At 68.3% G+C, this 26,517-nt stretch carries 29 protein-coding genes; 10 read left to right on the top strand and 19 right to left on the bottom strand.

Annotation, left to right across the window (positions count from 1 at the left end; genetic code table 11):
* Positions 1-144 precede the first annotated feature (144 nt).
* Positions 145-1,245, top strand: coding sequence for an NADH:flavin oxidoreductase (locus ABID41_RS02285; protein WP_331930001.1), 1,101 nt, complete (start codon positions 145-147; stop codon positions 1,243-1,245).
* Positions 1,246-1,301: 56 nt separating this feature from the next.
* On the opposite strand, the gene ABID41_RS02280 is transcribed toward ABID41_RS02285, so the two are convergent.
* The 7 genes from ABID41_RS02280 to ABID41_RS02250 form a co-directional block, all read right to left on the bottom strand.
* Entirely contained in the window at positions 1,302-2,213 is a 912-nt protein-coding gene (locus tag ABID41_RS02280) for an SMP-30/gluconolactonase/LRE family protein (RefSeq protein ID WP_331929999.1), read from the bottom strand.
* Between the two features lie 61 nt (positions 2,214-2,274).
* On the bottom strand, positions 2,275-2,793 hold the full coding sequence (locus ABID41_RS02275; RefSeq protein ID WP_331929997.1) for a dihydrofolate reductase: 519 nt from the start codon (positions 2,791-2,793) through the stop codon (positions 2,275-2,277).
* Between the two features lie 16 nt (positions 2,794-2,809).
* Positions 2,810-4,171 carry a sensor histidine kinase gene (locus tag ABID41_RS02270; protein WP_331929995.1) on the bottom strand — a complete coding sequence of 454 codons (1,362 nt, stop codon included), beginning with the start codon at positions 4,169-4,171 and terminating at the stop codon, positions 2,810-2,812.
* A complete protein-coding gene (locus ABID41_RS02265) occupies positions 4,168-4,851 on the bottom strand; it encodes a response regulator transcription factor (RefSeq protein WP_331929993.1) in 684 nt (227 codons plus the stop codon). Before ABID41_RS02265 ends, ABID41_RS02270 begins: the two co-directional genes overlap by 4 nt.
* A 126-nt stretch (positions 4,852-4,977) precedes the next feature.
* Complete coding sequence (locus tag ABID41_RS02260) at positions 4,978-5,199, bottom strand: hypothetical protein (protein WP_331929991.1); 222 nt, start codon at positions 5,197-5,199, stop codon at positions 4,978-4,980.
* 101 nt (positions 5,200-5,300) lie between these two features.
* Positions 5,301-6,137, bottom strand: a complete 837-nt coding sequence (locus tag ABID41_RS02255; RefSeq protein WP_331929989.1) for a thymidylate synthase — start codon at positions 6,135-6,137, stop codon at positions 5,301-5,303.
* A 28-nt stretch (positions 6,138-6,165) separates the two neighbouring features.
* Positions 6,166-6,792: a hypothetical protein gene (locus ABID41_RS02250; protein WP_331929987.1), complete on the bottom strand. Its 627-nt coding sequence runs from the start codon at positions 6,790-6,792 to the stop codon at positions 6,166-6,168.
* Positions 6,793-6,944: 152 nt separating this feature from the next.
* Here ABID41_RS02250 and ABID41_RS02245 point away from each other — a divergent pair, with 152 nt between their 5' ends.
* Entirely contained in the window at positions 6,945-7,202 is a 258-nt protein-coding gene (locus ABID41_RS02245) for a hypothetical protein (RefSeq protein WP_331929985.1), read from the top strand.
* Between the two features lie 6 nt (positions 7,203-7,208).
* Here ABID41_RS02245 and ABID41_RS02240 read toward each other — a convergent pair whose 3' ends face one another.
* A complete protein-coding gene (locus ABID41_RS02240) occupies positions 7,209-7,763 on the bottom strand; it encodes a DUF924 family protein (protein WP_331929983.1) in 555 nt (184 codons plus the stop codon).
* Positions 7,764-7,970: 207 nt separating this feature from the next.
* Here ABID41_RS02240 and ilvC point away from each other — a divergent pair, with 207 nt between their 5' ends.
* Together ilvC and ABID41_RS02230 are read left to right on the top strand one after the other, a co-directional pair.
* Positions 7,971-8,990: a ketol-acid reductoisomerase gene (gene ilvC, locus ABID41_RS02235; protein ID WP_331929981.1), complete on the top strand. Its 1,020-nt coding sequence runs from the start codon at positions 7,971-7,973 to the stop codon at positions 8,988-8,990.
* A 145-nt stretch (positions 8,991-9,135) separates the two neighbouring features.
* A complete protein-coding gene (locus ABID41_RS02230) occupies positions 9,136-9,501 on the top strand; it encodes a hypothetical protein (protein WP_331929979.1) in 366 nt (121 codons plus the stop codon).
* A 10-nt stretch (positions 9,502-9,511) separates the two neighbouring features.
* Here the strand turns inward: ABID41_RS02230 and ABID41_RS02225 are convergent, their stop codons facing one another.
* A complete protein-coding gene (locus ABID41_RS02225) occupies positions 9,512-10,201 on the bottom strand; it encodes a M23 family metallopeptidase (protein ID WP_331929977.1) in 690 nt (229 codons plus the stop codon).
* Positions 10,202-10,579: 378 nt separating this feature from the next.
* On the opposite strand from ABID41_RS02225, the gene ABID41_RS02220 reads away from it, so the two are divergent.
* Positions 10,580-11,950 carry an alpha,alpha-trehalose-phosphate synthase (UDP-forming) gene (locus ABID41_RS02220; RefSeq protein WP_331929975.1) on the top strand — a complete coding sequence of 457 codons (1,371 nt, stop codon included), beginning with the start codon at positions 10,580-10,582 and terminating at the stop codon, positions 11,948-11,950.
* On the opposite strand, the gene ABID41_RS02215 is transcribed toward ABID41_RS02220, so the two are convergent.
* Entirely contained in the window at positions 11,947-12,711 is a 765-nt protein-coding gene (locus ABID41_RS02215) for a tRNA1(Val) (adenine(37)-N6)-methyltransferase (RefSeq protein ID WP_354297121.1), read from the bottom strand. The genes ABID41_RS02220 and ABID41_RS02215 overlap by 4 nt on opposite strands.
* A 114-nt stretch (positions 12,712-12,825) precedes the next feature.
* Between ABID41_RS02215 and ABID41_RS02210 the strand changes: the two genes are divergently transcribed.
* Positions 12,826-13,842 (top strand): polyprenyl synthetase family protein, encoded by a 1,017-nt coding sequence (locus ABID41_RS02210; protein WP_331928405.1) that lies wholly within the window; start codon positions 12,826-12,828, stop codon positions 13,840-13,842.
* A 72-nt stretch (positions 13,843-13,914) separates the two neighbouring features.
* Here ABID41_RS02210 and fumC read toward each other — a convergent pair whose 3' ends face one another.
* Complete coding sequence (gene fumC / locus ABID41_RS02205) at positions 13,915-15,306, bottom strand: class II fumarate hydratase (protein ID WP_331928407.1); 1,392 nt, start codon at positions 15,304-15,306, stop codon at positions 13,915-13,917.
* Between the two features lie 82 nt (positions 15,307-15,388).
* Between fumC and ABID41_RS02200 the strand changes: the two genes are divergently transcribed.
* Positions 15,389-15,778 (top strand): RusA family crossover junction endodeoxyribonuclease, encoded by a 390-nt coding sequence (locus ABID41_RS02200; RefSeq protein WP_331928409.1) that lies wholly within the window; start codon positions 15,389-15,391, stop codon positions 15,776-15,778.
* On the opposite strand, the gene ABID41_RS02195 is transcribed toward ABID41_RS02200, so the two are convergent.
* Complete coding sequence (locus ABID41_RS02195) at positions 15,766-16,344, bottom strand: class GN sortase (RefSeq protein WP_354297120.1); 579 nt, start codon at positions 16,342-16,344, stop codon at positions 15,766-15,768. The two genes, ABID41_RS02200 and ABID41_RS02195, sit on opposite strands and share 13 nt — an antisense overlap.
* Positions 16,341-18,449: a marine proteobacterial sortase target protein gene (locus ABID41_RS02190; RefSeq protein ID WP_354297119.1), complete on the bottom strand. Its 2,109-nt coding sequence runs from the start codon at positions 18,447-18,449 to the stop codon at positions 16,341-16,343. Before ABID41_RS02190 ends, ABID41_RS02195 begins: the two co-directional genes overlap by 4 nt.
* A gap of 183 nt (positions 18,450-18,632) precedes the next feature.
* Between ABID41_RS02190 and ABID41_RS02185 the strand changes: the two genes are divergently transcribed.
* Both ABID41_RS02185 and ABID41_RS02180 read left to right on the top strand, forming a co-directional pair.
* Complete coding sequence (locus tag ABID41_RS02185) at positions 18,633-19,403, top strand: helix-turn-helix domain-containing protein (RefSeq protein WP_354297118.1); 771 nt, start codon at positions 18,633-18,635, stop codon at positions 19,401-19,403.
* A gap of 24 nt (positions 19,404-19,427) precedes the next feature.
* Positions 19,428-19,766, top strand: a complete 339-nt coding sequence (locus ABID41_RS02180; RefSeq protein WP_331932720.1) for a nuclear transport factor 2 family protein — start codon at positions 19,428-19,430, stop codon at positions 19,764-19,766.
* A gap of 15 nt (positions 19,767-19,781) precedes the next feature.
* Here ABID41_RS02180 and ABID41_RS02175 read toward each other — a convergent pair whose 3' ends face one another.
* A complete protein-coding gene (locus ABID41_RS02175) occupies positions 19,782-20,819 on the bottom strand; it encodes a zinc-dependent alcohol dehydrogenase family protein (RefSeq protein ID WP_331932719.1) in 1,038 nt (345 codons plus the stop codon).
* A gap of 119 nt (positions 20,820-20,938) precedes the next feature.
* Here ABID41_RS02175 and ABID41_RS02170 point away from each other — a divergent pair, with 119 nt between their 5' ends.
* Positions 20,939-21,409 (top strand): RpiB/LacA/LacB family sugar-phosphate isomerase, encoded by a 471-nt coding sequence (locus tag ABID41_RS02170; RefSeq protein WP_331932718.1) that lies wholly within the window; start codon positions 20,939-20,941, stop codon positions 21,407-21,409.
* Between the two features lie 2 nt (positions 21,410-21,411).
* Here the strand turns inward: ABID41_RS02170 and ABID41_RS02165 are convergent, their stop codons facing one another.
* From ABID41_RS02165 to ABID41_RS02145, 5 genes are all read right to left on the bottom strand, one after another.
* The gene (locus ABID41_RS02165; RefSeq protein ID WP_331932717.1) at positions 21,412-21,858 is read right to left on the bottom strand and encodes a VOC family protein; all 447 of its coding nucleotides are present in this window, start codon (positions 21,856-21,858) and stop codon (positions 21,412-21,414) included.
* Positions 21,859-22,017: 159 nt separating this feature from the next.
* On the bottom strand, positions 22,018-22,305 hold the full coding sequence (sciP, locus tag ABID41_RS02160) for a CtrA inhibitor SciP (protein WP_331932716.1): 288 nt from the start codon (positions 22,303-22,305) through the stop codon (positions 22,018-22,020).
* Positions 22,306-22,471: 166 nt separating this feature from the next.
* On the bottom strand, positions 22,472-23,848 hold the full coding sequence (locus ABID41_RS02155) for a flagellar hook protein FlgE (protein ID WP_331932715.1): 1,377 nt from the start codon (positions 23,846-23,848) through the stop codon (positions 22,472-22,474).
* A gap of 38 nt (positions 23,849-23,886) precedes the next feature.
* Positions 23,887-24,621, bottom strand: coding sequence for a flagellar hook assembly protein FlgD (locus ABID41_RS02150; RefSeq protein WP_331932714.1), 735 nt, complete (start codon positions 24,619-24,621; stop codon positions 23,887-23,889).
* 10 nt (positions 24,622-24,631) lie between these two features.
* The gene (locus tag ABID41_RS02145; RefSeq protein ID WP_354297117.1) at positions 24,632-26,191 is read right to left on the bottom strand and encodes a flagellar hook-length control protein FliK; all 1,560 of its coding nucleotides are present in this window, start codon (positions 26,189-26,191) and stop codon (positions 24,632-24,634) included.
* Between the last annotated feature and the right edge of the window lie 326 nt (positions 26,192-26,517).

Genomic DNA, 26,517 nt, shown 5'->3' with positions numbered 1-26,517 from the left:
TCTTTGGTGACCGTTGTTCACTTGAGAATGGCGCCGGATCGGCCTCAGGGGAAGTTCTTGGCGTGCAACAGAAAAACTGAACTGACAAAACGACCGGTCGTGCTCTAAAGCCGCCGGAACGTCCCTTCGCAATTTGGAGTCCGCATGTCGGCCGACGCCCTCTTCAAGCCTTTTGAATTCAAAGGCCTGCGCCTCAGGAACCGTATCGTCATGGCCCCCATGACCCGGTCTTTCTCGCCTGGCGGCGTCGTCAACGACGAGGTGGCTCAGTACTACAAGCGCCGCGCGGCGGCCGAGGTCGGCCTGATCGTTTCGGAAGGGACCGGGGTCAATCGCCCCGCCTCGGTCAACGACAAGAACGTCCCGCGCTTCCATGGCGAAAAGGAACTGGCGGGCTGGAAGCACGTGATCGACGAGGTCCACGCGGTCGGCGGGGCCATGGGGCCGCAGCTATGGCACGTGGGCGCGGTTCGCACGCGCGACCCGGAATGGAACCCGCCCGGCCCCTATGACAGCCCGTCCGGCCTGTCGCGCCCAGGCAAGGCGTTCGGCGAGGCCATGACCGACGAGGAGGTCGCCGACACCATCGAGGCCTTCGCCCAGGCGGCGAAGAGCGCCAAGGAACTCGGCTTCGAAACCATCGAGTTGCATGGCGCGCACGGCTACCTGATCGACCAGTTCTTCTGGGACGGCACCAACGTCCGCGAAGACGCCTACGGCTCCAAGAATCTGCCCGGCCGCGCCCGCTTCGCCGCCGACATCCTGCGCGCTGTGCGCGCCGCCGTCGGCCCCGACTATCCGGTGATCATCCGCATCAGCCAGTGGAAGCAGCAGGACTACGAGGTGAAGCTGGCCCAGGATCCCAAGGCCCTGGAAGCCTGGCTTGGCGCCCTGGTCGACGCGGGCGCCGACATCCTGCACTGCTCGCAACGGCGCTTCTGGGAGCCGGAGTTCGAGGGCTCGGACCTGAACTTCGCGGGCTGGGCCAAGAAGCTGATGGGCGTTCCGACCATCACCGTGGGCTCGGTCGGCCTCTCGGGCGAATTCATCGCCGCGTTTGCGGGCGAGGGTTCGAAGCCCGCCTCGCTGGACGAGCTGAACCGACGCCTGGATCGGGGCGATTTCGACCTCGTCGGCGTCGGCCGCGCCCTGCTGCAGGACCCGAACTGGGCGCTGAAGATCCGCGACGGCCGCACCGACGAACTGCAGAACTTCGAACGCGCCGCCCTGGCGAGCCTGTCCTAGGGGAGGGCTAGGGACCATCCTTCTCCCGCAAGGGAGAAGGAGAGTTCGGCCCAAGCCTAGGCGTTGAAGTTCAGCTTCAGGCCCGGCCGCGGCCAGGCGGCTTTGTAAAGCTTCCCGGTCGCCGAGGCGGTGATCCAGGCGGTCTTCATGTCCGGCCCGCCGAAGCAGATGTTGGTGGTGATCGTGTCGGGCACCGGGAAGTGTTCGACCGATCCGTCGGGGTCGAAGGCGGTGATCCCGCCGTTGATGATGGTCGCCACGCAGACCTTGCCCGAGGCCTCTACGGCCAGGCTGTCGAGAAGCTGGTAGCCGGGCAGGTTGCAGATCACCCGGCCGGGGCCGAAGCCCTGGGGCGGGGTCAGCTTTCCGGCCTCCGCCACGTCGAAGGCCCAGAGCCGGCCGAGCTGCGTATCAGCCAGATAGACGGTCCTTTCGTCCGGCGACAGGCCGATGCCGTTGGGCGAGACGATGTGGTCGCGCTCGCGGGTGATGTGGCCGCCATCGATCTTGGCGTAGTAGATCGCGCCGTACTTGCGGCCTTCCGGCGTCGAGCAGCCGTGGTCGGAGAACCAGAACCCGCCCTGCTTGTCGAACACGATGTCGTTGGGACCGATCAGCCTGCGCCCGTCGCACTCGCTGTAGAGCGTTGTCAGTTCGCCGGTCTTCAAGTCGTAGCGCTGGATATAGCCGCCGGTGTGCGAGGGCGGGGTAGGACCGGGGATGGTCATCCCCTGGTTCTCGATCCACTGGAACGCGCCGCCGTTGTTGGTGATGTAGATGGCGCCGTCCGGGCCGATCGCCGCGCCGTTCGGGCCGCCGCCGGTCTCGACCACGGTCTCCTTGCGGCCGTCCGGATAGACGCGGGTCAACCGCTGGGCCTTGATCTCGGTGAGGATCACCGAGCCATCGGACATGGCGATTGGGCCCTCTGGGAACTCGAACCCCTCGGCGACGAGCTGCAGATCCATGGACGCGGTCCCTCCTGTTGTCGCCACACGGCTCGGTGGCGTTGCCGGAACTATGGCCCGATCAGCGGCGCTCCAGAACCCTAATTTTAAACGGATGTTCGTCGCCCTCGCCGGCCGGATAGGACTGGCTGCGGACCTCGGTCCAGCGGCCCTCGTCGATGGGCGAGAGCACGACGTCGCCCTCGATGTCGGCGTCGACCTCGGTCAGGTAGATCCGCTTGGCGCGGGTCAGGGCCAACTCGAACAGCGAGGCGCCGCCGATCACGCAGAACTCGGGCACGCCGTCCTCGGCCGCCTGTTCGCGGGCGATGGAGACTGCGTCGGCGAAGTCGTCGCAGACCACCGCGCCCTTGGGTTCGAAGGATCCGTCCCGCGACAGCACGATGTTGGTGCGCCCGACCAGCGGCTTCTTGGGCAGGCTCTCCCAGGTCTTGCGGCCCATGATCACCGGCTTGCCCATGGTCACGGCGCGGAAGTTGGCCAGGTCGGTCTTCAGTCGCCAGGGCAGGGTTCCGCCCCGGCCGATGACGCCGTTGCGGGCGCGGGCGATGGGACCGGCGGCGAGGATGGGCGTGCTCATGCCCCTTCTGTAGCAGCTAGCGCGTATCGGCCAAGTCGATCACGACTCGCAGCCCCGGATGCGCGTCCTCCAGGTCCAGCACCCCGTCGTGCAGCTTGGCGCAAGCCGCAGCGATGGCCAGGCCCAGGCCCCCGCCGGGCCGCGACCTCGCCTCGTCCAGCCGCACGAACCGTTCGCGCACCCGGCCGCGGTGTTCCTCGGGAATGCCGGGGCCGGTGTCGCTCACCACGATCCGTATGCGCCCGCCCGCCTCCTCCAGCATCAGCCGCACCTCGGCGCCGGGCCCGGCGTGCTGGGCGGCGTTGTGCAGCAGGTTGCCGACCGCCTGGCGCAGGATCAGCTCATGCCCCTGGACGACCAGCGGCGCGCGCGGCTCGGGCGGAACGAAGGTCTGGCCGGCGTCCTCGACTACCGGGGCGAACAACTCGCCGACCTCGGCGACCAGGACGGAGAGGTCGACCGGCTCCATCATGTCGCGCGACAGGCCGGCCTCCGCCCGGGCGATGTCCATCAGGGCCGACAGCATGGCCAGCGCCCGGTCGGCCTCGTCATGCGCCAGGGCGATCGCCTCCTGACGGTTGCGTTCGGGCAGGTCGGGCTCCAGGGCCTGGGAAAGGTCGGCGCGCATTCGCGTCAATGGCGAGCGCAGGTCGTGCGCCAGGCTGTCGGTGATCGTCCGCATGCCGGTCATCAGTTCCTCGATGCGGTCGAGCATGCCGTTCATGGATTCGCCCAGGCGGTCGAAGACGTCGCCCTTGGGGTGGATCTCGGTGCGGGCCGAAAGATCGCCCTCGGCGATGCGATGGGCGGTGGCGGCCAGGGTCTCCATGCGGTCGAGCAGCCGCCGGTTCAGCCACAGCGCCGCCAGCGTCACCACGCCTATGGCCGCGAGCAGCGCCACGCCCGCGCTGGCCACCAGCGCGCGGCGGAAGGCGATGCGTTCGCTGATGTCCTCGTAGACGACCAGCGTGCCGCCGGTGGACAGCGGCTGTACCATCACCCGCCAGGGTGCGTTGCGGCCCTCGCTCGGGATCTTCATGCGCGCCTCGCCGGACGGCGGCAGTCCCTCGGCGGGCGTCAGGTCCGCACCACCCAGCCGGCGGCCGTCCGCGCCGTAGAGCGCGTAGCGGAAAGCGCCTTGCGGGTCGGTGCGCTCGCGAAGGTCGAGGGCGCGGGCGAGGGGGGTGAGCCCCTCCTCGTGGGCGAAGGCGACGAAATAGTCCCGGGCGGCGGCGGCCACGGCCCGCTGCCGCTCGGCGATGATCGCCTCGCCGATGCGGTCGACCGTAAGCAGGCCCACGGCCAGGGCCGGAATAGCCACCGCCAGCATCAGGGCGATGACCGTGCGGGGGCGAAGGCGCAACGGAGCCGTGCTCATGGCTCCTGCGACAGCCGGTAGCCCGTTCCGCGCAGGGTGTGCAGCAGCGGCTGCGCGAAGCCTTCGTCGATCTTCTTGCGCAGGCGGCTGATATGGGTGTCGACCACGCTGGTGTGCGGGTCGAAGCGGTAGTCCCAGACCTGTTCCAGCAGCATGGTCCGGGTCACCACCCGATCCTTGTGCCGCATCAGGTACTCCAGCAGCTTGAACTCCCGCGGCAGCAGGTCGAGCACGCGGCCCTCGCGGGTCACCCGGCGCGCCAGCAGGTCGACCGCCAGGTCGCCGCAGGTCAGCCTGGTCTCCACCTCCGGCCCGCCACGGCGACGCATGATGTTCTCCAGCCGCGCCGAAAGCTCCGAATAGCCGAAGGGCTTGGTCAGGTAGTCGTCGCCGCCGGCCCGCAGGCCTTTCACCCGCTCGTCCAGGTGGCTGAGCGCCGAGAGGATGATGATCGGGGTGGCGATGGAGGCCGCGCGCAGGGCCTTGATGACGCTCAAGCCGTCCATGCCCGGCACCATGCGGTCCATGATGATGGCGTCGAAGCCGGCGTCGCTGGCGGCGTAGAAGCCGTCGCGGCCGTCGGCGACGTGCTCGGCGGTGTAGCCCTCCTCGCGCAGGCCCTTGAGGATGTAGTCCGCCGTCTCGGCGTCGTCTTCTACCAGCAGGATGCGGCGGCTCATGGCCTTGGTCCCCGAGGCTGAGGGTCTGGCTGAGGGTCGGTTGCGAGGATGGCTCCGTTCATCGGGGAACTGCAAGACAGCCGGGCGGCCGCGGGAGACCGGCCGCCCGGCCGGCGCCTAAGGGAATTATCCCTTGGCGACGCACGCCTTCACGAAGGCCGCCTTGTCGCCAGTGTGGGACTTCTGGCTAGCCCACGACTTTTCGCAGGCGGCGCGCTTGGTCGCCATGCTGGCTTTGGTCGTGGCGGGGGCGGGCTTCGCCGGGGCGCTTGCGGGGGTGGCGGCCAGGGCGGCCGAACCGAGGGCGAGGCTCAGGACGAGGGCGGCGGGGGCGACGAGGTTGCGCATTGGGCTCTCCTTGATGTGTCGGCCCGGATCGTTCCGGACCAGGAGAGCAAACCGCCCCGGCCTCTCAGGGCGCGGTCGCGGAACTCGCAAATCTGTAAGGGTCAGACCGCGATCGGGGCGGCGATCTTCTCGTGCGCCTTGTAGCCGCGCAGCTTGAAGTCCTCGTACTCGAACCCGAAGAGGTCGCGCTTGTCGGCGATCTCCATGACCGGAAGCGGGTAGGGCTCCCGCGTCAACTGCTCGCGCGCCTGGTCCAGGTGGTTCAGGTAGAGGTGCGCGTCGCCCAGGGTATGGACGAACTCGCCGGGCTCCAGGCCGGTCGCCTTGGCCATCATCATGGTCAGCAGGGCGTAGGAGGCGATATTGAACGGCACGCCCAGGAAGACGTCGGCCGAGCGCTGGTAGAGCTGGCAGGATAGCTTCCCGTCCGCCACGAAGAACTGGAAGAGACAGTGGCACGGCGGCAGGGCCATGTCGTCCACCTCGGCCGGGTTCCAGGCCGAGACGATGTGCCGGCGCGAATTGGGCATGGTCTTCAGCCCTTCGAGCACCGCGGCGATCTGGTCGATCACCCGGCCATCGGGGGCGGTCCACGAACGCCACTGCTTGCCATAGACCGGGCCGAGTTCGCCGCTCTCGTCCGCCCATTCGTCCCAGATGCTGACCCCGCGCTCCTGCAGCCAGCGGACATTGGTGTCGCCGCGCAGGAACCACAGCAGCTCCAGGATGATCGACTTGCGGTGCAGCTTCTTGGTGGTCAGGAGCGGGAAGCCCTTGGCCAGGTCGAACCGCATCTGGCGACCGAAGACGCCAAGCGTGCCGGTGCCGGTCCGGTCGCCCCGCTGGACGCCGTTCTCAAGGATGTCCGCGAGCAGGGAGAGATACTGCTGCTCGGGATGATCGGCCGTGCTGGCGGCGATGGCGACGTGGGCGTTCATCGGCTGACCTGCGGGTGATTCGGAGCCTTCAGTCTGCGCCCGAAGAGGGCGAAGTGCGAGCCGGCAGCTCATATCCGTCTATGCTTCGGCCAAGCAAGCCCACCCGTCCGTGTAGCCGCACGTCCTGCACGCCGTCGGCCAGTTTCGAGTAGTCCGCGCCCTCCAGGCACAGGTGCTGCGGCAGGGTGTCGTGCAGCAGCTTTCCCTGCAGGCGGTGGAGGCACTTCGTGCCGGTGATGTCGTTGCGGTAGAAGTTCTTGCCCGGCGCAGGCTTCACGTTCCGCTCCAGCGGGAAGGCTTGGTCGTACGGGGTTCCGGTCGCCTGCGTGACCGCCCATGCCGCGCCCTTGGCCACGCCCTCCCAGAGCAGCAGGGCGACGACGCCCGACAGGAACGCCCACTTCCAGTCGAACCGGAAACCGCCGCGGCTGGTGCGGAAGATCCAGGCCGCCAGCACCGCGCCCGGCGGGAGGAAGAAGAGAAGCCCGAACGGATAGCGCAGCAGCGAAGCCGGAACGAACTTCTGCGCATAGCCGAACAGCGCCAGCGCCGCGACGGCGTAAAGGGCCAGGAAGGCCGGCTTGGCCGACAGCCCCAATCGCCCGAAGTGGTGCTTGAGCGTCTCGGCGCGGGCTTGCTGGGTTTCGGTCGACATGGGCGCAACCTATCGGGGCATACGGCGCCGCTCCACTGGGAATCTCGGGTCGGCGCGCCGCTGGACCGCCAGCGCGAAATATCGCAGGTTTGCGAAAAGCGAACTTCGGCGCCGCCTGAGAAGGCGCGCCCTCCAGACAGGATCTATCTCCAGTGTTCATTTCACTTCTCGCCTCGGTGGCTCTGTTTGCGGCCGGCGAACCGATCGCCCAGGCCGCGCCGCAGTCCACCCCGGCCGCCGCTCCCGCAGCCGCCAAGCCGCAAAAGGAAAAGATGGTCTGCAAGGAGGAGCCGGTGACTGGCTCCCGCTTCGGCAAGCGCGTCTGCCACACCGAGTCCGAATGGCGCCAGCTACGCCAGGACGCGCAGAACGACACCTCGCGGATGCAGGTCCAGCGGGATATCCGCTGACCGGCGCTAGCCGGCGAAGCCGCCCTCGTCGAGGAACGCCTGCTCGTTGGGGGTGGTCGCCCGCCCCAGGCAGCGGTTTCGGTGCGGGAAGCGCCCGAATTTCACGATGATGTCGCGGTGCAGCTCGGCCCAGCGCAGCCCTTCGCCGTCGCCGCTCTCCTCCTTGAGGATCGTGAACAGCCGGACGGCCTCGTCCTGGTCGGCCTTCTCCTCCGAATGCTCGAAGGGCAGGTAGAAGAACTGGCGGAGCGTCGGATCGACGGCCCGGTCCTGGCCTGACGCAACAGCCGCGCGGGCGATGCTCCGCGCCTTGGAGTCGGTGGCGAAGGCGTGCCCTGAGTTGCGGTAGAGGTTGCGGGGAAACTGGTCGAGCAGGATCAGCAGGGCCAGCGAGCCCTCGGCGCTCGCCATCCAGGCGTCGTACTCGCCGCGCGCAGCCGCGTGGTGGACCGGCTCGAACTTCAGCGCGATCGAGTGGTCGAACTTGGGGTTCTTCTTGAACCACTTCTCCGGTCCGGCGGCCGTCCAGAAGCCGACCACGTCCTTGGGCGTCGCCGCCATGCAGGTGTCCTCCGAATTTGGATAGTCTATGTCGGACGGCGGCGCTTTGGGTTCAAGCACGACCGTTCGCGATCGGTTTTTCCGGCGAAACGCCGCATTGGGGCGAGCCTCCCTTGACCTCGGCGCAAAATTCCCCTCCATAGCCCGGCCTTTGCTGCGGCGCCGTTGCGTGAAACCGCGGCTACCTTCGACTTCAGGAGAATGATCATGCGCGTCTACTATGACCGCGACGCCGACCTCGCCCGCATCCTGGACAAGAAGATCGCGATCGTAGGCTATGGCAGCCAAGGTCGCGCTCACGCGCTCAACCTTAAGGACTCCGGCGTCAAGGACGTCGTGGTAGCCCTGCGTCCCGGCTCGGCCACCGCCAAGAAGGTGGAAGCCGACGGCCTGAAGGTCATGACCGTCGCCGAGGCCTCGGCCTGGGCCGACGCCATCATGGTCCTGGCGCCCGACGAACTGCAGCGCGGCATCTACGCCAACGAAATCGCTCCGCACATCAAGGACGGCTCGGCCCTGCTGTTCGCCCACGGCCTGAACGTGCACTTCAACCTGATCGAGCCCAAGGACACCATCGACGTCCTGATGGTCGCCCCGAAGGGCCCGGGCCACACCGTGCGCGGCGAATACCAGAAGGGCGGCGGCGTGCCCTGCCTGATCGCCATCCACGCCAACCCGACCGGCAACGCCCTCGACCTGGGCCTGGCCTACGCCTCGGCCATCGGCGGCGGCCGTTCGGGCGTCATCGAGACGACCTTCCGTGAAGAGTGCGAGACTGACCTGTTCGGCGAACAGGCCGTGCTCTGCGGTGGCCTGGTGGAACTGATCCGCGCTGGCTTCGAAACCCTGGTCGAGGCGGGCTACGCCCCCGAGATGGCCTATTTCGAGTGCCTGCACGAGGTGAAGCTGATCGTGGACCTGATCTACGAAGGCGGCATCTCGAACATGAATTACTCGATCTCCAACACCGCCGAGTACGGCGAGTACGTCACCGGCCCGCGCGTCGTGACCGCCGACACCAAGGCGGAAATGAAGAAGGTGCTGGAAGACATCCAGTCCGGCCGTTTCGTCCGCGACTTCATGCTGGAGAACGAAGCCGGCCAGCCGAGCCTGAAGGCCACCCGCCGCCGTGCCTCGGAACACCAGATCGAGGAAGTCGGCCAGCGCCTGCGCGCCATGATGCCCTGGATCACCAAGAACAAGCTGGTCGACCAGTCGCGCAACTAAGGCTTCGACCAGAGCGAAACGCAGAGGCCCAGGCGAAAGCCTGGGCCTTTTCTTTTTGCTGGCGGGGTCGACTGCGGCTGAGATATTCGAACGTTGTTCTTTCGGTTGAGCGCGGGGGTGGGCGATCAGCAAGGGGAGCTAATCCATGCGTTTCACACACGCCCTGTCCGCGTTCGCCGCCCTGTCGATGCTCGTCGCCGGCGGGGCCCATGCGCAACAGAAGCCGCAGCAGCAGTCCAAGCCGATGTGCAGATGCGCCTGCAACACGTCGGCCGGCGTCCAAGACGGCGTCTACGACAAGGTCGCCGCCTGTTCGGCCTATGACGGAAAGGCCTGCAGCTATCTGGGAAAGGATAATCTGCTCCACACCGGTTCGCTGGTCGGCTGCGTGGACGAGAGCGGGGGAGGTGTGGCCTCGACCAGCACGGCGGGCGTCTATACACCCCCGACAAAGAAGCCGCCGCGCGTCGCCCCGCCCGTGAGCGAGCGGCCCGCCGCGGTCGCGAAATAGCCGGCCTAGCCTAGCCGACGATCCGGGTCACATATTCCTGGGTGAGCAGGGCGGTCGCATCGAGGCGTTTCTGGTTCGTGCCGAACACCTCGAGATGCACGTGGTTGGTCATGCCGCCCGGGTACTTGTGCTGCAGGCTGTGCGCGGCGCCGATGACTTGGCCCAGGCGCACCACGTCGCCGACCCCGACCGTGGGATCCACATAGAAGACCCGCGCCGTGTAATCGATGGCCCTGTTGGTGATCTCGACGAACTTCAGATCGTTGTCGCCGGCGTAGGCCGCGCCGATCTTGGTGACGTAGCCGGAGAGGGGAGCGGTGACGTCCTGGCCGGCCTCGGCCATGTAGTCGACGCCCTCGTGCCTGCGTGAGCCGCCGTCGCGCGAGGCGCCGAACGCACCGTAGCCATAGGCGTCGTGGACGCGCGGCGCCTTGCCGGTGGGGTTCGCGAAATCCGGCGCGCCGTCGCCGTCGACGTCTGCGCCTTCCCAGGTCAGCACCTGCACCGTGCGCATGGTCGGCGTCAATTCCACGACCCGAGCGGGCTCGGGATGGGCGCTGATGAAGTCGGCGCGGGCCGCGGCGTGGGCGCCGACCTGCAACACGCCGGTCGCCAGGACGGCGAAGGCGAGCGTGGACCAGGCATGGGCCAGCCAGTGCTTGATCTGATGGGCGGCAGGGGGCGTCAAGGCGCGCAGCATCGGCGTCCGTGGTCTCCTTTTCGATTTCGGCTGGTCGCGCCGCGCGTGGCGCGCGCATCGCTCACTCCGAGAGGGACCATATGGAGCCAAAGCGCACGGCGAAGGATGTGACCGGGTGTCGCTGGGTGAATCTCACAGGTGCGTGAGGTTGGGCGACGGTGGCGTCAGGTGTGATAAAAGACCACCGTCGGGTGCGTCGAATAACACCTTCAATTAGTTTTGAGCGTCCGCTTGGATCAATGGCAGCGCCTGCTGCGTTATAGTCCAGCGGCGATCTATATTCTGACGTTTTGCAGGAAAGAGCTCTGAATTAAGCGTCCTGCGCAAATCTATACGTGCGATCGTCGCGCGCGTCAGCAGTAATCGGGAGTGCGGCCCATGGGACGCCTGATCGTCGTCTCCAATCGCGTCCAGCCGCCCGGAGATACAGGAGACGGCGCCGTCGGCGGCCTGGCCATGGCGCTCGCCGCCGCCCTGCGCGAGCACAGCGGCGTCTGGTTCGGCTGGAGCGGCCAGACGGTCGACGAATACACCGGCCAGCTCTCGGTCCAGCGGATCGGCGGGGTCACCGTCGCCACGGTCGATCTCGAGGAACAGGACCGGCTGGAATACTACAACGGCTACGCCAACCGGACTCTCTGGCCGCTGTTCCACTACCGGGTGGACCTCAGCGCCTACGAGCGGACCTTCAGCGAGGGCTATGCACGGGTCAACGCGCGCTTCGCCGACGCCCTGACCCCGCTGGTCGGGCCCGACGACTTCATCTGGGTCCACGACTACCACCTGATCCCCCTGGCGCGGGAGCTGCGGGCGCGGGGTCTGAAGAACCGGATCGGGTTCTTCCTGCACATCCCCTGGCCGGCTCGGCGGTTGCTGATCACCCTGCCGGACCACCGCGAGCTGGTGGCTGCGCTCTTCGACTACGACTTGCTCGGCTTCCAGACCGAGGATTCCACCGGGGCCTTCCGCGACTATGTCCGCACCGAGGCCGAAGGTTCGATCGACGACGAAGGCGTCGCCCACGCCTTCGGTCGCTCGGCCAGGATCGGCGCCTTCCCGATCGGCCTCGACGTCGAGAATTTCGTCGCCGCCGCCGAAGGTCCGGTCGCCCAGGCCGAATATGAACGCATGCGCGCCAGCGTGAACGGCCGGGACATGATCATCGGCGTCGATCGCCTCGACTACTCCAAGGGGCTGGAGGACCGCTTCCTGGCCTACGAGCAGGTCCTTCACGACCACGAGGAGCTGCGCGAGAAGGTGTTTCTCCTGCAGATCGCCACCCCCAGCCGCGAGGAGGTGGTCGCCTACCAGGAAATCCGCGCCCGCCTCGACGCGGTGAGCGGCCGGATCAACGGCGCCTTCGCCACGGTGGACTGGGTGCCGATCCGCTATGTGAACCGCACCTATCGCCGCGACGAGCTGGCCGGCGTCTACCGGGCCGCGCGCATAGGCCTGGTCACACCCCTGCGCGACGGCATGAACCTGGTGGCCAAGGAGTACGTGGCCGCGCAGGATCCAAAGGACCCCGGCGTCCTGGTGCTCTCGCAGTTCGCCGGCGCCAGCGAGCAGATGGCCGAGGCGCTGATCGTCAATCCCTTCGATCGGGCCGCCGTCGCCGAGGGGATCGTGAAGGGGCTCGGCATGGAGCGGGCCGAACGGATCGAGCGCTGGACCGCTCTCATGGACAACCTGCGCAAGACCGACGTCATCGCCTGGCGCGACGCCTATGTGGCGGCCCTGATCGGTTAGAGCCAGCCCAGCGAGGCCTCGCCACGCAGGATGGCCTCGGCTTCGGCGGTGTGTTTGGCTCCCGTGCGCGGGTGCAGCACCAGGGGCGGCAGGAGCTGCAGCGGCGCCTTGCCGGTCTTCAGCGCCCGCACCAGGATCCGCTTCGCCGGCGCATCGGCGTGGGCGTGAATCGGCCGGACCTGGAACGAGCCGGCCTTGGGCGCCAGCAGGGCCAGGATGTCGGCCAGCCGGTCGGCGCGGTGGACCAGGGTGATCGACCCGCCCTCGCGCACCGCCTTGAGCAGAAACGCCGTCCAGGCGGCCAGCCCACCCTCGGCGATCCACGCCTGGCGCTTGGCCTCCGCGGGTGCGCGCAGGGTCCCTGCGTCGTCGAAGAACGGCGGATTGGCCATGGCCGCGTCGAATGGGGCCAGGCCGTAGCTGTGGAACCGGCGGCCGATGTCGCCGTCGATGACCTCGACCCGCTCGCCCATGCCGTTGGCGGCGACGTTCTCGCGGGCAAGGGCGGCGGCCTCGGGATTGGCCTCCAGGCCGAGGAAGCGCACGCCGGGGCGCCTGGCCGCCGCGGCCAAAAGAGCGCCGCCGACCCCGCAGCCGATCTCCAGCACCCGCGCGCCTTCGGGCGCGTCGCAGGCCGCCGCCAGCAGGGCCGCGTCCATGCCGGCGCGATAGCCCTGGCGGCCCTGGCGCAGCGATACGCGCCCTCCCAGGACGCGATCTATGCTGACCTCGACTCTAATATGCTCTGTGACAGGTTCCATTTGCGCTCAGGGACGGCTAAGCCCCCGCCTTGACCCTCGTCTATCGCGTGACCATTGTCGCGCGCAAACGTTGGGCTTCTGGATCTACGTAGAAGACCTTGGAGTTTCGGTATTTTGGACGCCGCTAGCGCCACTGTCGCCCGCCAGCACGCCGTCTCGATCGAGGGCCTGCTGGAACTGGCGCGCCCCGATATGGCCAAGGTCGATGCGCTGATCCGGGACCGGATGCAGAGCCCGGTTTCGGTGATTCCCGCCCTGGCCGAGCACCTCATCGGCGGTTCGGCCAAGCGCCTGCGCCCGTTGCTCACCATCGCCGCGGCCCGGGTGGCCGGGGGCGAGGACGACGCCTGCATCAAGTTGGCCGCCGCGGTCGAGTTTATCCACACCGCCACGCTCCTCCACGACGACGTGGTCGATTCTTCCCAGCTTCGCCGCGGCAAGGTCGCCGCTCACCTGATCTGGGGCGCTCCGGCCAGCGTGCTGGTCGGCGACTTCCTGTTCGCCCGCGCCTTCGAGCTGATGGTAGAGGCCGGCTCCATGCAGGCCCTGGAGATCCTCGCCCGCGCCAGCCGCGTCATCGCCGAGGGCGAGGTGCTGCAGCTCACCCGCGCCCACGACCTGAACCTGTCCCAGGACCTCTACCTGGAGATCATCAAGGCCAAGACCGCCGAGCTGTTCGCCGCCGCCGCCGAGGCTGGCGCTGTCTCGGCCGGCGCCTCGCCGGAACGCTGCGAGGCCCTTCGGCGCTTCGGCCAGGACCTGGGCCTGGCCTTCCAGCTGATCGACGACGCCCTCGATTACACCGGCGCCAGCGACACCCTGGGCAAGAACCCGGGCGACGACTTCCGCGAGGGCAAGGCGACCCTGCCGCTGCTGCTCGCCATCGCCGGGACTGGGACTGCGGAAAAGCCGTTTTGGGACCGCGCCGTCGGCCGCCGCGAACAGACCGACGAGGACTTCGCCCGCGCCTGCGAGCTGATCGCCTCCACCGGCGCCGACGCGGCCACCCTGGCCCTGGCCGAGAACTACGCCGCCACGGCCAAGAGCCGCCTCGTCGATTTCGCCGCCAGCAATAGCTGGCGTCCGGCCCTCGAGGACCTGGCCGACTTCGCCGTGCAGCGCAAAGCCTGACGCAGGCCGCATCCCCAAAAGAAAAGGCCGCTCCGAAGAGCGGCCTTTTTGTTGCTCGCGTGCGGCGAATGATCAGCCGGGGCTGATCATCTTTTCCGGGCGGACCACCTCGTCGAACTCGGCGTCGGTGACGTAGCCGCCGCCGACCGCTTCCTCGCGCAGTGTGGTGCCGTTCTTGTGGGCGGTCTTGGCGATCTTGGCGGCGTTGTCGTAGCCGATCTTCGGGGCTAGGGCGGTGACCAGCATCAGCGAGCGTTCCAGCGCCGCCTTGATGTTGTCCTCACGGGCCTCGATGCCGACCACGCAGTTGTCGGTGAACGACACGGCCGCGTCCGCCAGCAGGCGGCAGGACTGCAGGAAGTTGTAGGCCATCACCGGATTGAAGACGTTCAGCTCGAAGTGGCCCGAGGCGCCCGAGAAGGTGAGGGCGGCGTTGTTCCCGAAGATCTGGGCGCAGACCATGGTCATGGCCTCGCACTGGGTCGGGTTGACCTTGCCCGGCATGATCGACGAGCCCGGCTCGTTCTCCGGCAGCGACAGCTCGCCGAGGCCCGAGCGCGGGCCGGAGCCCAGGAAGCGGATGTCGTTGGCGATCTTGAACAGCGAACCGGCGACGGTGTTGATCGCGCCGTGGCTGAACACCATGGCGTCGTGCGCGGCCAGGGCTTCGAACTTGTTCGGGGCGGTCACGAAGGGCAGCTTGGTGATGTCGGCGATCTTCTTGGCCACCAGCTCGGCGAAGCCGACCGGGGCGTTCAGGCCGGTGCCGACCGCGGTGCCGCCCTGGGCAAGCTCATAGAGGCCATAGAGGGTGTCCTTGATCCGGCGCACGCCGTTGGCGATCTGCTGCGAGTAGCCGGAGAACTCCTGGCCCAGGGTCAGCGGCGTGGCGTCCTGGGTATGGGTGCGGCCGATCTTGATGATGTGCTCGAAGTCCTTGGACTTGGCCTTCAGGGCCGCGTGCAGGTGCTCCAGGGCCGGCATCACGTCCTTGGCCACCTGCTCGGCGCAGGCGATGTGCATGGCCGTCGGATAGGTGTCGTTCGACGACTGGCTCATATTGACGTGGTCGTTTGGGTGGACGGGCTTCTTGGAGCCCATCTCGCCGCCCAGCATCTCGATGGCGCGGTTCGAGATCACCTCGTTGGCGTTCATGTTGGACTGGGTGCCCGAGCCGGTCTGCCAGACCACCAGCGGGAAGTGGTCGTCCAGCTTGCCGTCGATCACTTCCTGGGCCGCGGCGATGATCGCCTTGCCGATGGTCGGGTCCAGGCGGCCGAGCTCCATATTGGCTTCGGCGGCGGCGCGCTTGACGATGCCGAGGGCGCGGATGATCGGCTTCGGCTGCTTCTCCCAGCCGATCTTGAAGTTGCCGATCGAGCGCTGGGACTGAGCGCCCCAGTAGACATTGGTCGCGACCTCGATAGGTCCGAATGTGTCGGTTTCGGTGCGGGTCGCGGTCATGTGCAGGGCTCCGTTCAATGCGCAGCGCCGGTTTAACGAACGCGGGCGAGACTGCAAGGCGTCGAGGGCCTATGGGAGCAGCATGGACGACGATTGGACCCAGCATGGCAAGGTGCGCGCCCGCGAAAGCGACGGCGTGGTCGAGGTCGTGGTCGATGGCCTGACCACCCAGGCCAAATACTACAAGCCGCTGATCTACGAGTTCTTCCGCAAGGCCTGGCGCGGTTCGCGGCCGACCTGGGGCGAGTTCGCGGTCGATATCGTGATGGAATATGTCGGCGATCCGCCCTGGATCGACCTCGACAACCTGGCCAAGGCCATCCTCGACGCCATCAAGGGCTACGCCTTCCACGACGACGCCCAGGTGGCGCGCCTGCTGGTGGAGCGTCGCGCTGGCGAGCGCGAACGCATCGCGGTCACCGTGCGCAAGCTCTCCGACGTCAACCTGCTCGGCGCTCCCTACCAGCGCTGAGCTGGCTCGGCCCAGACCAGGTAGCGCAGCGGCCCGTGGGCCTTGGCGTCGAGCGGCCAGCAGGTCGCCAGGGCCAGTTTGCGGCCCGGCCCGTTCGGATCGATCCCCGAGGCGTCCCAACGCACCACCTGGGCGCCGGCCACTTCGAAGCGGGCCTGGCGGCCGTCGATGCGCTCCACCTCGATGGCGTCGCCGGTCTTCACCTGGCCCAGCAGCGCGAAGTGGGTGTCGCGATGCGCGGCGTAGACCGCCGTGCCCCGGTCGCCGGCCTGGGGCGTGCCGGCGACGTGGCCGGGCCCGAAGGCCAGCGCCTGGCCGCTGGCGCTGTCCAGCACGATCACCGTGCGGGCCAGGCGCGGGAAGGTGACCTTCGCCACCGGCCAGGTGTCGGCCCAGGGCCACGGCTTCACCGGCTGGCCCGTGGCGACCGAGCGGTCGAAGGCGCGCTCGAGCAGCGCCTGGGCCAGGGCCGCCTTGGCCGGGATCGACAGCCCCTGGCCGCAGAGCCCCAGCCCCACGGCTGCGACTAGCGCCGCCGGGGCCAGGAACAGGAGCCGCCGCCTCACGCCGCCTTCCTCCGGCCCGCCAGCATCCAGCCGCCGGCGCCCATCAACCCGCCCAAAGCCAGCAGGGAGAGGCCGATCGTGACCAGCATCGGGCCGTCGGTCGCCGTCTGCGGCAGGTCGAGGCCGCCGGCCTGCTCACCGGGCTCCGCATCGGCCTGGCCGTCCGCGCCGGGATGGCGGGCGCCGCCGAACAGCACGTCGAAGTCCCAGCCGGCCGGCAGGTTCAGCGGCAGGTCGGCGCGGGCCAGCGGGGTTCCGGCCGGGCGCGACGGGGTCTTGTCGACCGCCACCAGGCTGGTCTGGCTGGTCACGAGCTGGTGCTCCAGACCCAGTTCCAGCACCCGGGCGTCCGCCGCGTCCTCGCTGATCTGGCCCAGGCTGCGGGCCACTTCGGCGTCGGTGATCTTGCGGCGGGCCCACAGCTTGGAGATGCCCTTGCCGGCCTCGGCGTCCTTCAGCGAGATGCGGGTCTCCCACGGCTTGCCGTCGATCACGCCGCTGATCCGCAAGGTCCCCTTCATCGCCCCGACCCTCGCCGCCACCGTCACCGGCTCGCCGCGGTAGAGGTCGGGCAGCACGGCCGGCGCCAGGTCGGCCTGCGTCCCTTCGAATGTCGCCGTCAGGTTGGTGGCGACCGGGTTTTCCAGCTTGTCGAACAGGGCGCGCATGGCGTCCTCGACCGCGTCGGTCGAACCGATGTGGGTGAAGGTTCCCCGGCCCAGCTCCGCGGCGCGGCTCATCAGGTAGGTGTTGGGCGCCGAGCCGATCCCGACCATGAACACCCGCGAGCGGCCGCGGCTGGCGCTGATGGTGTCGAACAGGCCTTGCTCATCGCCGATCGCCCCGTCGGTCAGGAACACCACCTGGCGCACCCGGCCGGCGTCGCCGGCGTGATCGTCGGCCAGCGCCGCAGCCATGGCCGGGACCATCTCTGTGCCGCCATCGGCGTCCAGGCTGGCGACGAAGCGCTGGGCCCTGGCCACATGGGCCGCGTCGGCCGCGACCACCTTGGGGAACAGCACCGTCAGGCTGTCGTCGAAGCGCACCACGTTGAAGCGGTCGCCTGCCTTCAGGTGCGCCAGCCCGTAGGCCAGGCTGGCCTTGGCCTGCCGCATGGATTCCCCGCCCATCGAGCCGGAATTGTCGATCACGAAGACGATGTCGCGGGGCGCGGGCGGCGCAGCGCGCATGGTGATCGGCGGCGTCAGTTGGGCCAGCACATAGTCGGCGCCGGCCACCTTCTCGTGGAAGAGGCCCACGGCCGGGGCGGCCATCGGCTTGGCCCGCCAGGTCAGTACGAAGTCGCGGTCGGCCGGAACCTCGCCCGCGGCCAGGCTGATCTTCTTGCCGCCACGCTCGTCGCGCACCTCCAGGGCGTGGGTGGCGCTGGACACGGCGGCCAGCGGGAAGCCGGCTCGCAGGTGGACGGTGATGCTCACCGGATTGATCTTGCCCCGCACTCGCGGGTCGACGATCGGGGCCAGGGCGTCAGGGGCGGGCGCCGCGCCGGGCGAGGTGTAGCGCGGTGCGACCACCAGCGGCGCGCGCAGCGAATAGTCGCCGCCGGAGACCGAGACGGGCGCCTGGTATTCGATCTGCACCAGCACCGTCTCGCCTGGGCCGACATTGGCGACCGAGTTGGTGAACATGTTCGGGCGGCCCTGCTCGACCAGGCTGGCCTTCACGCCCTGGGCCTTGGCGGCCTCGTAGATCGCCTGGGCCTGCGCCTTCTGCTTGATCTCGCCGACGATGACCTTGTTCCCGACCACCATCTTCAGGGTGTCGACCCCGCCGTCCTCGGGCAGGGGATAGACATAGACCGCCTCGACCCAGTGGTCAGTGTTGTTGCGAAAGGCCTGGGTGACGCGGGTGCGCACGGTCAGGCCGCTGACCGTCATGTCGATGTCGGTTCCCAGCCGCACGGCCTCGACCACCGCATCGCCGCCCCTGGCGCGCATCACCAGGGCGCCGGAGGTCACGTCGCCGGGCTCGCCGGCGAAGCTCTTCTGGCCGAACACCAGGGCGGCCAGCATGGCCAGCGCCAGGGCCGCGAGGGCGATGAGGCGGGGGCGGCGCGGCCCGACGCCGACGTCGAAAGCAGACATGGGATGATCTCCTCATCTCGAAAGCGAGAGATCTCCCTTCTCTTCACACTGCCCGCCCGCCGCGAGCCTCATGATCGGCATAGTTCGTGCGCAAGCCGTGCAGATCATCCGGCGCCCGCCTTGCCGGGTCCGGCGAGGCGCCGCAATGTGCGGAAATGTGCGGATTCGTCAGGAGCTGAGACGATGACCCTGGCCCCGGGGGAAGCCGACCTTTCGACCGAACTGAGCCAGGCCATCGCCGCGCGAGTGCGCGAGGAGCTGGCCCGCCGCCGCCTCTCGCGCCAGGCCTTGGCCGATCTGGCCAAGATCAGCATCTCGACGCTGGAGAAGGCCCTGGCCGGCCGCCGGCCCTTCACCCTGGCCACGACCATCCGGCTGGAGGAGGCCCTGGGCGCGCCCCTGCGCGCGCCGGCCCGCGAGGCGGCCTCGCCGTCGCCTGGCCTGGCCCCTGAGACGCTGGGCGCCTATTCGCGCACCGCGGTCGCCTGGCTGCAGGGCGAATACCTGACCCTGCGCCCCTCGTTCGAGGACCCCACGGCCGTCTTCGCCTACCGGACCGAGATCGCTTGGGAAGAGGCCTCGTCCAGCCTGGCGTTCCGCGAGGCTGCGCGCCAGGACGCCGACTTTACCCAGAAGGGCCTGGTGTCGCTGTCCAACCAGTCGGGCCACATCTATCTCGTCACCAACGAGCAGGGCCAGTTTCGGCTGGTCATTCTCGGCCGCCCGGCGATCGGCGGCGAGATGTACGGCGTGCTGGCCACGCTGCAGGCCGGTCAGGGCAGCCACCTGACCCCGGCCGCCGCCCCGATCGCCTTTATCCCCCTGCGCCGCGTGACCCAGCCGGCGTTCGGGCGGATCACCGCCGGCGGGGCGCATTACGACGACTACCGCCAGACCCTCGCGCGGGTCACCGACAAGGATTTCGCGCGTTTCTTTCCGGGCGGCGCGGCTTGAACCTGCGCCGCAGGGAGCGGCGCCATGACCTTCCAGGATCTCTGGCCTACCGAGGAAAAGCTCTGGCTCGGCGGCGTGGAGGAATACGCGCAGTTGCTTCATTCTGCCTGCCTGATGGCCTTCGCCGGGGTCGGGACTCTCGACAGGGCCGCGGTGATGGAGACCATAGGCGGGCAGAGATGGCGGTCGGTCTCGACGCGCGACGCGGTCTTGAGCGAGGTCGATGAGGACTTGGCCGTGCTGAGCTACCGGGCCGAGGCGCAGAGGGACGCCAGCGCCGCCTATCGCTGCGTATGCACGTCGACCTACCTTCGAACGGACGGTCGATGGCGGCTCGTTCAACACCAGCAAAGCGCCGAGTGAGGGCCATCGCGGGTTTCAGGCCTCGATGATCACCTTCAGCGCCTGGGTCTCCGCCGCGCGGCCGAAGGTGTCGTAGGCGTCGAGGATCTGATCCAGCTTGAAGTGATGGGTGATCAGCAGCTTGGGGTCGATCCTTTGTGCGCCCACGGTCTTCAGCAGCATGGGCGTGGTCACCGTATCGACCAGCCGGGTGGTGATCGAGATGTTCTGCGACCACAGCCGCTCCAGGTGCAGGTCGACCTTGACCCCGTGCACGCCGACATTGGCGATCACCCCGCCCGGGGCGACGATGTCCTGGCAGGTGATGAAGGTGGCCGGAACGCCGACCGCCTCGATCGCCGTGTCCACGCCCATGCCGCCGGTCAGGGCCTTTACCTGCTCGGCCGCCGCCTCTCCGGAAGCGTTGATCGTATGGGTCGCGCCGAAGCGCTTGGCGACCTGCAGCCGATTTTCGTCCAGGTCGAGCATGATGATCTGGGCGGGCGAATAGAACTGGGCGGTGAGCAGGGCCGCCAGGCCGATCGGGCCTGAGCCGACGATCGCCACCGTCGAGCCCGGCGCGACCTTGCCGTTCAGGACGCCGCACTCGAAGCCGGTGGGGAGGATGTCGCTGAGCATGACCAGCGCCTCCTCGTCGGCCCCCTCCGGGATCGGGTAGAGGCTGGTGTCCGCGTGCGGGATGCGCACGAACTCGGCCTGGGTCCCGTCGATCTCGTTGCCCAGGATCCAGCCGCCCGTCCGGCAGTGGGAATACATGCCGCGCCGGCAATAGTCGCACCTGCCGCAGGCTGAGATGCAGGACACCAGCACATGGTCGCCCGGCTTGAACGCCGTCACGCCCGCGCCGACGCTGTCGATCACCCCGACGCCCTCGTGACCCAGGATCCGGCCGGGCGTGCAGGTCGGCACGTCGCCCTTCAGGATGTGCAGGTCGGTGCCGCAGATGGTGGTCTTCAGCACCCGAACGACAGCGTCACCGGCGTCCTTCACCTCGGGCTTGGGCCGTTCCTCGAGCGCCTTCTTGCCAGGTCCGTTATAGACGAGAGCCTTCATCCCGACCTCCCGCGTTCTGCGCGGTGCGGGAACGCGTCAGGCCCGATCAAGGTTGCGGGCGCCGCGCAGTCCAAGACGGGCGAATTGCGCCTGCTTCCAGAGCCGCGCTAGGCTGCGCCATGACCCGCAAGCTGACCGACAAGCCGATCTCGATCGCGTCCGACCATCGAGGCGTGGCCATGAAGGCGCGGCTGAAGGGCTGGCTGCTCGCCAATGGCTATTCGGTGAACGATTGCGGGACCGCCAGCGCCGCCGAGCGTGTCGATGCGATGGACTACGCGCTTCGGTTGGTGGCGGAGATCAAGACGGGCCGGTCCGACTTCGCCATCGGGATGTGCGGCAGCGGCCAGATGATGGCGATGACCGCCAACCGCTTTCCCTTCGTGCGGGCGACGCTGCTTCACACGACGGAGGAGAGCGCCCCCGCGCGCGAGCACGGCGACGCCAACATGCTGGTCCTGGGCGCAGACGTCACCGACGAGGCCGCCGCCGAGCGCATCCTTGAGACGTTCCTGAGCACAGCGGCTCAAGGTGGCCGCTATGCCGAGCGGCGCGAGCGTCTCGCCAGGCTCGACATCGCCGAACTGTAGGATCAGCTCGCGGCTGACGGGGACCAGTTCTGGCCGGGCGTGGTGCTGACCATCCACGGAATGCCGAACTTGTCCGTCAGGCTGCCGTAGCCCGGCGACCAGAACGTCTCGCCGAAGGCCATCCCGACCTTGCCCCCGTCCGACAGGGCGTCGAACACGCGGCGGGCTTCGGCCAGGTCTTCGGTGTGGAAGGTGACGTCGAAGCCGTTCTTGGGCTTGTCGATGTTCGGTCCGAACTCGGGCGGAATATCCGCGCCCATCAGCGCCTGGTCGCCGACCTCCAGCCAGCAGTGCATCAGCCAATCCTTGTACTTGGGATCGACCTGCATGTCGGCCGGTCCCTCGCCGAACGGATAGGCGGCGGTGACCTTTCCGCCGAGGACCCGGGCGTAGAAGTCGAAGGCTTCGCGGCATTGGCCCTGAAAGCTCAGGCTGGTGACGATCTTCATGGCGCTTCTCCCTGGAGGCGAGGTGAGGACGCTAATCGAACACCGTGACGGAATGGCGCCGGCCGCTTTCCGCCCTTCGCCCAGCCCGAAACGACAACGGCCGCGCCGGGGCAGCGGCGCGGCCGTCATTTCGCCTCGAGCCCCAGAGGGGCTGGGGGCTCAGCGATACTGTTGCAGGCGCGTGGTGCGCAGCCCGGCGAGGCCGTGACGGTCGATCGACTTCTGCCAGGCGAGGAATTCCTCGTTGGTCAGCGAGTAGCGGTCGCAAGCTTCGTCCAGCGTCAGCAGCCCGCCGCGCACGGCGGCGACAACCTCGGCCTTGCGACGGATGACCCAGCGGCCGGTGTCGGCCGGCGGCAGGTCCTTAAGCGTCAGAGGCGCGCCCGTCGGGCCGATCACGTACGCCTCGCCGCGGCTGTTCGTGCGTGTCTGCTGTTGTTGCAACATGGCTTTACGCCTTTCCGACCATCACTGTTCCGGCCGACCGTAGACCGGCGAGCATAACAGCCGGTGAATCACGATAGTAAACAAAACCTTATCCATGATTTAACGGTGTGCGCTTTTGGTACAGTTTAAGTTGTTGGTCGATGGTTAGAGAAATTAACGCCAAATATTACCTCTTAATGTTGATCAACTCCTCAAGCATCTGGTCGGCTGTTGTGATGATCTTGGAAGATGCCGAGTAAGCTTTCTGGGTGGTGATCAGGCCTGTGAACTCCGCCGAGAGATCGACGGTGGAAGCTTCCAAGGTGCCGGCGGCGATTTCACCCGCGCCGGCCAGGCCCGGCTGCTTGATCACGAATTCACCGGAAGGAATGGTGGCGCGATAAGCATTTCCGCTGACCGCGGCCAGGCCATCTGGATTGGCGAAACTGGCGAGGCCGATCTTCGCAATCTTGCGAACTTCAGAGTTGTCGAAAATAGCCGACACGACGCCGTCTTCGCCGACTTCCACGCCGACCACGTTCCCGACGTTGGCGCCGTCCGAGTTCGCAGAGTTGAGCACCGAGGGCGAGGCGTATTGCGTGACCGTGCCCCAGTCGAGGTCGATGTCCGAGCCTTCGATGCCGAGGTTGTCGGCCCAGCGGGGGCTCGCGCCCGAGCCCGAGGCGCCGAGCTGGAGCGTGGCGGTGGGGCCGAAGAGCGTGGTGGCGGCGTTCGCCAGGTCCAGTTGGCCGTCGGCCGTGAAGGCGATGTCGCCGGAGGCGATCAGGCCGTTGGGGGTGTTAACGTCCGAGGCCGGGACCGCGTACATTTCCGCCTTCCAGAGGTTCGGGGCGCTGTCGTCCTTCAGGAAGGCCACGGCGACCTTGTGCGTGGCGCCCACGGAGTCGATGACGTTCATCTCGAAGCTGAAGTCCGGCTGGATCGCGTTCGGATCGGCCGGGTTGGCGGCCCAAAGAGCCATCTCGCCGGCGGCGTAGGCGGCGTTCTTGGCGACGTCGGCGGCTTGGGTCTTGTTGAGGTTGGCGTTGACCGTGATGTTGCTGGTCGCGCGGACCGCGGCGCCCAGGTTCTTCACATTGATCGACTGCATCATGTTCAGGTCGGAGGGATTGGCGTTGAACGTCCCGTCGTCCTGGATCGGCCAGCCCTGCAGATAGAGGTTGGCGTCGTTCACCAGGTAACCGTCGGCGTCGACGCTGAACGAGCCGGAGCGGGTGAAGATGCGCTCGTCCGCCGGGGTCAGCGGGCCGCCCTTGGTCGCGACCACGAAGAACCCGTCGCCCGAGATGCCGAGGTCGGTCGGCGAGGTCGAGCTCTGGATCAGGCCTTGCTGGCTGACGAACTGGCGGGTGACCGCCTGGACGCCGCCGGCCGAGTAGCGGCCCTTCACCGCCTGGGCGGTCACGACGTTGGCGAAGTTCACCTGGTTACGCTTGTAGGCGGTAGTGTTGACGTTGGCGATGTTGTCGGAGATCGCCGCCAGGGCCGACGAGTTGGTGATCAGCCCGGAAACGCCGGAGAGCATGGCGCTGTTGATGCTCATGGGGTCTGCCTTCTTCTATGATTGTTGCGGGCGCGCGCTTAGGCGGCGGCCTCTTCGGACGGCGGCGGAGTTTCCGTGTCCGGGTTGTCGGGGTTGTCGTTCGAGGGGGCGTCGCCGACCTCGGCGATGGAGGTGACCGTTTCCCACGGGATCGGGACGCCGTTGACGGTGATGAAGGTCTTGCCGTTGGTCTGCTCGACGCCGGTCACCACGCCCTTGATGAAGCCGGTGGAGGTGACGGTCTCGCCGGCGGAATCCTTGGCCGTGACGCGCAGGGTATAGGTCCCGCCGTTCGGCGCCTGGGCGCCCTCGATGTCCTTGCCGTTCCAGGTGAAGGTGTGGTCACCGGCCTTGTTGTCCTCCGGCTTGGAGACGTGGACCACCTTGCCGTACTCGTTGAGCACCTCGACGGTCACGTCGGTGGCCTCGCGGTCGAGCTTGTAGGACCACTGGGCCTGGCCGGCGGTAAGCTTGGCCTCGTCGTTCAGCGCGCGGACCTCGCGGCCCAGCAGGCTGACCGAGGTCTGGATGCCGGACCCGGTGTTGGTCACCAGCTTCTCGAGCAGGTCGTTGGTCAGCAGTTGCTGCTCGACGCCGGTCATCTGCACCAGTTGCTGGGTGAACTGGGTGGAGTCCATCGGCGACAGCGGATCCTGGTTCCGGATCTGCGCCGTCAGCAGGCTCATGAACGTCTCGTAGCTGTCGGCCATCCGGGTGCGTCCGGTGGCCGTGGCGCTGGTCGGCGAGATGGCGGTTGTCGGATCGATGGCCATGGAGGTTCTCCTAGATCCGGATGTCCACGCCGGCGTCGGACCGGCGGCTGTAGTGGAGAGCAGCGGAGGCGGCGGTTTCGGCCGCTTCGCCGGCGGTTCCGAGGACGGCCTGGAAGGCTCGGCCGCGCCAGGCGGCGCCGTCGTTCTGCTGTTGCTGCTGGGCCAGGTTGCGGCCGCCCTCGCCGCGGTCGCCGTTGACGTCGAAGGTCAGGCCGCCGGCGACGTCGAACCCGGCCTGTTCCAGGGCCTTATGCAGTTCGTGGGAGCGCGAACGCAGCTCCGCGGCCGCCTGCGGGGAGTCGAAGGACATGGCCGCGCTCATCTTGCCGCTGGCGGCGATCTCCACCGAGACGCTGACATGGCCGAGGCCTGCCGGCGTGAGCTCGATGTCGAACTTCGTGGACCGGCCCTCAAGCTTCTTGCTGATCGCCGCGGTCAGGTTGGCCACCGTCTCGGAGGTGGCGCGAACCTGTGGCGCGTGAGGCGCAGCGGCGTTGGCCTGGGCGCTGGCGGCAGGGGCGGAGGGCTGGAAGTCCGGCGTATCGATCGCCTCGGACTTGGCTTCCTTGGTCGGTGTGGCTGGCGCGGTCTCGGTGGAGACCTTGCCCTCGGGCGCGGCGTCGGTTTCCGCGACCGGCGCCACTGCGTTCGCAAGCGCCGGCTGGTCGGCGGCGGGCTGGCGTGCGGCCGGGCCGGACGCTTGGCGATGGGACGCCTCGCTCGCCTTTTTCGGCGGCGTCGTGAGCGCCGGGGCTTCCTTCGTCGCCGGAACCGCGACCGCTGGGCTTTGTGTGGCGGCGGCCAGGGTCTGGGCCGTCTCCGACGGGGCTTCGACGGGGGTCTCGACCGCCGCCGCCGCCGGGGCGGGCGCGGGAGGCGGCGCTGCGACGGGGGCTTGGGCGGGGGCTTGGGCGACGGCCTGCGGCTTGGGCTGGCTTGCCGGCTCGCCGCCCTTCGTCTGAGGCTGAGGCGCCTCCGGGGCGGTCGGCTTGGCGGAGACGTCCGCCGGGGCGTCCGCCGCTTCGCGCGACACGGCCGCAAGGGCGGTGTCGGAGGGGTTGGCCTTCGTGGTGAGGCCCGCGGCTTTCGGCGGATGAGCGGCCTGGGCCTGCGCCGCCTGAGGCGGCAGCGTCGGCTTTCCTTCCGCGGGAACGGCGGCGCCGGTCTCGGCCCGCGCCTGCTGCTCGGCTTCGGCCGCGGCCTGGAACGGCCCGGCGGGCGTCGCGGCCTTGGGCGCGTCGGAGGCCTCGCCCTCCGCACCTGCGTCCTCTGTCGTCGCGGCCTGCTGCGGCTGCTGCGCCGCTAGCACGGCGGCCAGGCTCAGCGCATCAGTGGGAAGGGCGGTCGGGTCGGTGGCGTTGGCGGTCGGATCGTCGGCCGCGGCGGCCTGGTCGTCCTGCGTCGCCACGGGAGTTCCGGCCAGGGCGGCGTCCGCCCCCTCGCCAGGCGCGCCGAAGAAGGCCGCGAGCAACGCTTCGAACCCGGCCAGGGGGCCCTGGGCGGCGGCGTTCTGCTGAGCGGCGCCGATCACGGGGTTGGCGATCAGCAAATTGAACAGGGGCGCAGTCATGGCTTCCGGCAATCGGTTCCGCACCGGGCGGAACTTCGCGATGGGAGCGCTTCTGCGCCGGGTACGTTCGCCGCATCCCTGAGCAACCTTCGCGCCAACTCGTCAGGTTGTTGAAAGGAATGGGAAAAATGCTGCCGATAGGGCCGCCCCTTCCAGGCTTTGTGGCGTTTTTTGCCGAGCCTCGATCGACCCGCTGGGGCGTTCCCTGCCGACCCCGCCGAACTGGCGCCGCTCTTGCGCGTCCAGAAACGGTTTCGAAGGCACCTCGCGAGAGGGTCTTTGAAAACATTGGATTTTCGCAGGGCCTGTGCGGGCCGTTCACCATT

Origin of the sequence: Phenylobacterium koreense (assembly GCF_040545335.1) — a bacterium.
Classification (GTDB): Bacteria; Pseudomonadota; Alphaproteobacteria; order Caulobacterales; family Caulobacteraceae; genus Phenylobacterium; species Phenylobacterium koreense.
The sequence above is the reverse complement of the archived record's forward strand: the minus strand, read 5'-3'. Positions and strand labels throughout refer to the sequence as shown.